The organism is Stutzerimonas tianxiuensis (assembly GCF_053470365.1).
Genome location: NZ_JBPVWS010000023.1, coordinates 57,694 through 64,433, shown reverse-complemented (window position 1 = coordinate 64,433; position 6,740 = coordinate 57,694). Strand labels below are relative to the sequence as shown.

5 protein-coding genes are annotated in these 6,740 nt (G+C 58.4%); all 5 read right to left on the bottom strand.

Annotated features, from left to right (window positions below):
• Window positions 1–111: 111 nt before the first annotated feature.
• Entirely contained in the window at window positions 112–2,217 is a 2,106-nt protein-coding gene (pnp, locus tag ACSSNI_RS21260; protein ID WP_102835600.1) for a polyribonucleotide nucleotidyltransferase, read from the bottom strand.
• A gap of 205 nt (window positions 2,218–2,422) precedes the next feature.
• A complete protein-coding gene (gene rpsO, locus ACSSNI_RS21255) occupies window positions 2,423–2,692 on the bottom strand; it encodes a 30S ribosomal protein S15 (RefSeq protein WP_019342083.1) in 270 nt (89 codons plus the stop codon).
• Between the two features lie 119 nt (window positions 2,693–2,811).
• On the bottom strand, window positions 2,812–3,729 hold the full coding sequence (gene truB / locus ACSSNI_RS21250; RefSeq protein WP_200638491.1) for a tRNA pseudouridine(55) synthase TruB: 918 nt from the start codon (window positions 3,727–3,729) through the stop codon (window positions 2,812–2,814).
• 2 nt (window positions 3,730–3,731) lie between these two features.
• Window positions 3,732–4,121, bottom strand: a complete 390-nt coding sequence (gene rbfA, locus ACSSNI_RS21245) for a 30S ribosome-binding factor RbfA (RefSeq protein ID WP_102835598.1) — start codon at window positions 4,119–4,121, stop codon at window positions 3,732–3,734.
• A 114-nt stretch (window positions 4,122–4,235) separates the two neighbouring features.
• On the bottom strand, window positions 4,236–6,737 hold the full coding sequence (infB, locus tag ACSSNI_RS21240; RefSeq protein WP_200638490.1) for a translation initiation factor IF-2: 2,502 nt from the start codon (window positions 6,735–6,737) through the stop codon (window positions 4,236–4,238).
• Window positions 6,738–6,740 lie beyond the last annotated feature (3 nt).

The window sequence follows — 6,740 nt, the reverse complement described above, 5'->3', positions numbered from 1 at the left end:
AGTCACCAGCGTGGCCACCACAGCCAAGCTGGTTGCGCTTGCGCGCAACGCGCCATGCCTGGCGCACCAAAAAAAAGAGCCCCGAAGGGCTCTTTTCTGTCACGGGGATGCTTATGCGCCAGATGCCTCGGCCGCAGCTACATCCTTGATCGACAGTTTGATACGGCCGCGATTATCGACGTCCAGCACCAGAACCTTCACTTCCTGGCCTTCTTTGAGCACGTCGGTGACCTTCTCGACGCGCTGATCACTCAGCATCGAGATGTGCACCAGACCGTCCTTGCCCGGCAGGATGTTGACGAAGGCGCCGAAGTCGACAATGCGCTCAACCTTGCCGACGTAGATCTTACCGATCTCTGCCTCAGCGGTAATACCCAGAACGCGCTGCTTGGCGGCCTCTGCAGCCTCCTTGGTCTCGCCAAAGATCTTGATCGAACCATCGTCTTCGATGTCGATAGAGGCTTTGGTTTCTTCGCAGATGCTGCGGATGGTGGCGCCGCCCTTGCCGATGACGTCACGGATCTTGTCCTGATCGATCTTCATCGCAATCATGGTCGGTGCGTTGGCCGACAGCTCGGTACGCGACTGACCAATGACCTGATTCATCTGACCGAGAATGTTCAGACGCGCTTCCAGCGCCTGACCCAGCGCGATCTCCATGATCTCTTCGGTGATGCCCTGGATCTTGATGTCCATCTGGAGCGCGGTAACGCCTTTGGCGGTACCGGCAACCTTGAAGTCCATGTCGCCCAGGTGATCTTCGTCACCCAGGATGTCGGTCAGAACGGCGAACTTCTCGCCTTCCTTGACCAGGCCCATGGCGATACCAGCAACAGGTGCCTTCATCGGCACACCGGCGTCCATCAGTGCGAGGGAGGCACCACAAACCGAAGCCATGGAGCTGGAACCGTTGGACTCGGTGATCTCGGAAACCACGCGAATGGTGTACGGGAACTCGTCAGCGCTTGGCAGCATGGCCGAAACGGAACGACGGGCCAGACGGCCGTGACCGATCTCGCGGCGACCAGTAGCGCCCATGCGACCACACTCACCGACCGAGTACGGCGGGAAGTTGTAGTGCAGCATGAAGGGATCTTTCTTCTCGCCTTCGAGGGTATCGAGCAGCTGAGCGTCGCGCGCGGTGCCCAGAGTGGCAACCACTAGCGCCTGGGTTTCACCACGGGTGAACAGCGCCGAGCCGTGAGTTTTGTCGAGCACGCCAACTTCGATGTTCAGACCACGCACGGTACGGGTATCACGGCCATCGATACGAGGCTTGCCGTTGACGATGTTCTCGCGGACGGTGCGGTATTCGATTTCGCCAAAGGCTTCTTTGACTTCACCGGCTGACGGCTGACCTTCTTCACCGGAGAACTTGGCAACGATCTGGTCTTTCAGCTCACCCAGGCGCGCATAGCGGTCCTGCTTGATGGTGATGGTGTACGCCTGCGAGATGGCCTCGCCGAATTCGCTACGAATAGCGCTGAGCAGCTGAGTGTTTTCAGCTTTCGGCTGCCAGTCCCAGGTTGGCTTACCTGCTTCAGCCGCCAGCTCGGTTACGGCCTGAACAACGGCCTGGAACTCGTCGTGAGCGAAGAGTACGGCGCCCAGCATCTGATCTTCTGTCAGCTCTTTGGCTTCTGATTCAACCATCAGCACGGCGTCTTTGGTACCGGCAACAACCATGTCCAGGCTGGATGCCTTGAGTTGCTCGTATGTCGGGTTTAGCAGGTAGCCGGTTTCTGGATGGAAGGCAACGCGTGCGGCACCGATCGGACCGTTGAACGGAATACCGGAAATTGCCAGCGCAGCCGATGTACCGATCATCGCAGCGATGTCCGGATCGGTTTTCTTGCTGGTCGACACGACAGTACAGATGACCTGTACTTCGTTTTGAAAGCCTTCTGGGAACAGCGGACGGATCGGACGATCGATCAGGCGCGAGGTCAGCGTTTCCTTTTCGGAAGGACGTGCTTCACGTTTGAAGAAGCCACCCGGGATCTTGCCGGCTGCGTAGGTCTTTTCCTGGTAGTGGACCGAAAGCGGGAAAAAGCCTTTGCTTGGGTCGGCGGTCTTGGCACCGGTGACGGCGACCAGCACGGTCACATCGTCATCAACGGTGACCAATACGGCACCAGTGGCCTGACGGGCAATTCGGCCAGTCTCGAGGGTAACGGTCGATTGACCGAATTGGAATTTCTTGATTACCGGGTTCACGGTGGTTCCTTCTCTTTGTTGCCTTGGGGAATCGTTCTCACATCCTGCGGGCACAGCCTCGCGCGGGACATGTCACACAAAATTTGTGGGCAGCGGTGGGAGTCGTCCCTACCGCTGTCCGAAACGTGCGCTTCTGAAAGGCAAAAGCTGGAAGCAGGGCAAACCCCACTTCCAGCTTTGGCATTCAGCTTCGCACCAGCATCGCTTAGCGACGCAGACCCAGACGACCGATCAGGGTGCTGTAACGAGTAGTGTCCTTGCCCTTCAGGTAGTCCAGCAACTTACGACGCTGGTTAACCATACGGATCAGACCACGACGGGAGTGGTGGTCTTTGCCGTTGGCCTTGAAGTGACCTTGCAGCTTGTTGATGTTGGCGGTGAGCAGGGCAACCTGCACTTCCGGGGAACCGGTATCGCCTTCAGCTTGCTTGTACTCGCCAACGATCTGGGCTTTTTCTTCAACGCTAAGTGCCATGATGGGCTCCTTCTGTGAACAGGCCGGGATTGCATCCCGTGTTTTAAAAGAGGTGTGACCGTGCCTGCCAACAGCCATCCTCGTAACGCGACGCACCTTCAGGGCGCGCTGCGTATCGGTCACTCGGACCGAATCAGTCGACGCGGCGCAATGCGCCCGTCCTCGCTCACTTCACCGATTCCGATGAAGCGACCATTGTGATCCTGCACCCGCACCATGCCGAATTTCGGCGCTTCCGGTGCGCGTACCGGCTGCCCATGCAGCCAATAAAATGCGCTGTGCTCTGACAGCTGCAGCAGCGGCCAATGTTCAAGTCCGCTGTCCACTGGCTTCAGAAAGGCATCAACCGCCTCAGCACCACCCTCTGAGTGCACCCGTTCAAGCTCATCAAGACTGACCGTCTGACTCAGATCGAACGGTCCCGCTTGGGTTCTTCGCAGCTCGGCTACGTGAGCACCACAACCCAAGGCATGCCCAATATCCTCGACCAACGTCCTTATATAGGTACCTTTACTGCAGGCGACTGCCAGACGCGCTCGGTCATCCTCAAGCGAGAGCAAATCCAAGCGGGCAATGGTAACAGAACGCGGCTCGCGCTCCACTATCTCTCCTGCCCGTGCCAGTTTGTACAGCGGCTGACCATCGCGCTTGAGCGCCGAGTACATCGGAGGGATCTGCTGCAAATCACCCCGGAACTGCGGCAAAGCAGCTTCTAGCTGTGCGTGGCTGACGGAGACGGGCTTGCGCTGAATCACCTCACCCTCAGCATCAGCCGTCGTGGTAGTCACGCCAAGCTGGGCGACGGTCTCGTAGCCCTTGTCAGCGTCCAGCAGATATTGAGAGAACTTCGTAGCTTCGCCAAAGCACAGGGGGAGCACGCCGGTTGCCAGCGGATCCAGGCTACCTGTATGTCCAGCTTTCTCGGCGTTGAGTAACCAGCGAACCTTCTGCAAGGCTGCGTTCGAAGTAAACCCACGGGGTTTATCAAGAATGATGATGCCGCTGACGTCGCGGCGAATGCGCTTTACCTGTGCCAAGCCTACTCTCCAACATCATCGCTGTGCTTGCGATCTTCTGCTACAGCGCGCTCGATGAGCGATGTCAACTCGACGCCACGACGCACACTGGCGTCATAGTTGAAGTGCAACTGCGGCACGGTACGAAGCTTCATTGCCTTGCCCAGCTGCATACGCAGGAAACCACTAGCGTCGTTGAGAATCCGAAGGTTGGCCTTGACCGCATCTTCATCGTCGTCTTTACCCATGACGGTGATGAACACCTTGGCATGGGACAGATCTCGACTGACTTCGACGGCGGTTATGGTTATCAGACCCAGACGCGGGTCTTTCACTTCACGCTGAATCAACTGCGCCAATTCACGCTGCATCTGATCGCCGATACGCTGGGTACGGCTGAATTCTTTGGCCATAAAATCTGCCTTGAGCAGCAAGCTGCTAGCCTAAAAAACGTTGTACTGCAAAGGCAAACGGCAAGCCTCAGGGTCGCCCCTGAATGCTTGCCGTCTGTTGCCTAACAGCTGCTGTTACAGCGAGCGCGCCACTTCGACTTTCTCGAATACTTCGATCTTGTCGCCGGCCTTGACGTCGTTGTAACTCTTCACCGCGATACCACACTCCATACCGGCACGTACTTCGGCGACGTCATCCTTGAAGCGACGCAGCGATTCCAGCTCGCCTTCGAAGATCACCACGTCGTCGCGCAGAACGCGGATCGGACGATTGCGGTGCACCATGCCCTCGGTGACCATGCAACCCGCCACGGCACCGAACTTCGGTGAGCGGAACACATCCCTGACCTCTGCAATACCGAGGATGTTCTCGCGAACATCGCTGCCCAGCATGCCGGTCAGCGCTTTCTTGACGTCTTCAATGATGTCGTAGATGACGTTGTAGTAACGCAGATCCAGACCTTCCTGCTCGACAATCTTGCGCGCACCAGCATCAGCACGAACGTTGAAGCCGAACAGCACTGCATTGGACGCCAGCGCCAGGTTGGCGTCGCTCTCGGTGATACCACCGACACCGCCACCGATGACGCGCACCTGAACCTCATCGTTGCCCAAGCCACTGAGCGAGCCTTGCAGGGCTTCCAGCGAACCACGGACATCGGATTTGAGGACGATGTTAAGCGTCTTCTTCTCTTCCTGGCCCATATTCTCGAAGATATTTTCCAGCTTACCGGCATGCGCCCGGGCCAGCTTCACTTCGCGGAACTTGCCCTGACGGAACAAGGCCACTTCACGGGCTTTCTTCTCATCGGCCAGCACGCTGAGCTCATCGCCAGCGTCCGGCGTGCCATCAAGACCAAGAATCTCGACTGGAATCGAAGGGCCAGCTTCCTTGATTGGCTTGCCGTTCTCATCGAGCATGGCGCGAATACGACCATAGTTGGAGCCAACCAGGGCCATGTCGCCCTGACGCAACGTGCCGTCCTGAACCAGCACGGTTGCAACCGGGCCGCGTCCCTTGTCCAGACGCGACTCGACCACAACACCACGGCCCGGGGCCGATGGGGTTGCTGTCAGTTCGAGAATTTCCGCCTGCAGCAGAACCGCCTCGAGCAAATCGTCGACACCGGTACCCATCTTTGCGGAGACCGATACGAACGGCGTGTCGCCGCCCCACTCTTCCGAAGTCACTTCGTGAACAGATAGCTCGCTGCGGATGCGATCGAGATCGGCGCCCGGCTTATCGATCTTGTTCACGGCCACTACCAGCGGGACACCAGCAGCCTTGGCATGCTGGATTGCTTCGATGGTTTGCGGCATCACGCCATCGTCCGCCGCCACGACCAGAATAACAATGTCAGTCGCTTGAGCCCCACGGGCACGCATCGCAGTAAACGCAGCGTGGCCCGGAGTATCAAGGAAGGTAACCATTCCACGATCAGTTTCGACGTGATAGGCACCGATGTGCTGAGTAATACCGCCCGCTTCACCAGCAGCAACCTTGGCGCGACGGATGTAGTCGAGCAGCGAGGTCTTGCCGTGGTCAACGTGACCCATCACAGTCACCACCGGAGCACGAGTGATGGCTTCACCCTCGAACTTCAGCAGCTCGGCCAGCTGTTCTTCCAGAGCGTTATCACTGACCAACTTGACCTTGTGGCCCAGCTCTTCAGCGATCAACTGGGCAGTTTCCTGATCCAGGACCTGGTTGATGGTCACCGGGGTGCCCATCTTGAACATGAACTTGATGACTTCCGCCGCCTTGACCGACATCTGCTGTGCCAGATCACCGACGGTGATGGTCTCACCGATGGCAACTTCGCGAACGATCGGGCCGGTAGGGCTCTGGAATCCATGCGCGTTGCGCTTCTTCAGCTTCGACTTGCCTCGTCCGCCGCGACGGAAGCCATCGGCGTCGTCTTCGCCGCTTCGCGCTGTGCGCGACAACGGAGCCTTTGCCTTCAAGGACGGGCGATGCTGAGCTTGCTTGCGATCACGACGCTCGTCATCGTCGCTGCGTGCCTTATCGGGACGGCGCGGTTCATCCTTCTTGCGCTCCTCAACGGGAGGGGCGACGGGAGCAACGACCGGGGCAGGATCAGCAGACACAGCTGCAACCGGTTCAGGTGAAGCGGCGGCCGGCGCTTGAGTTTTGGCAGCTTCGGCCTGACGACGTGCTTCTTCCTCGGCTTGTTGGCGAGCCTCTTCAGCCGCTTTCTGACGAGCGGCTTCCTCGGCTGCGCGCTGCTCCTCGAGCTCGCGCTGCTTCTCGGCCTCGATTTCGTCAGGACTGCGCTTGACGAACGTTTTCTTCTTGCGCACTTCCACGCTAATGGTCTTGCTGCCACCCACTTTCAGCTTGGTGGTGGTCTTGCGCTGCAAGGTAATCTTGCGCGGCTCATCCACCTTGGCGCCGTGGCTGCTTTTTAGGTGCGCCAACAGGGCCTGCTTTTCATTATCGGTCACTACTTGCTCGGCGCTGGTGTGCGACAGTCCTGCCTCACGCATCTGCTGTAGCAGTCGCTCGACCGGTGTGTCGACCACCTGGGCCAGTTGTTTCACCGTGACTTGCGTCATCCA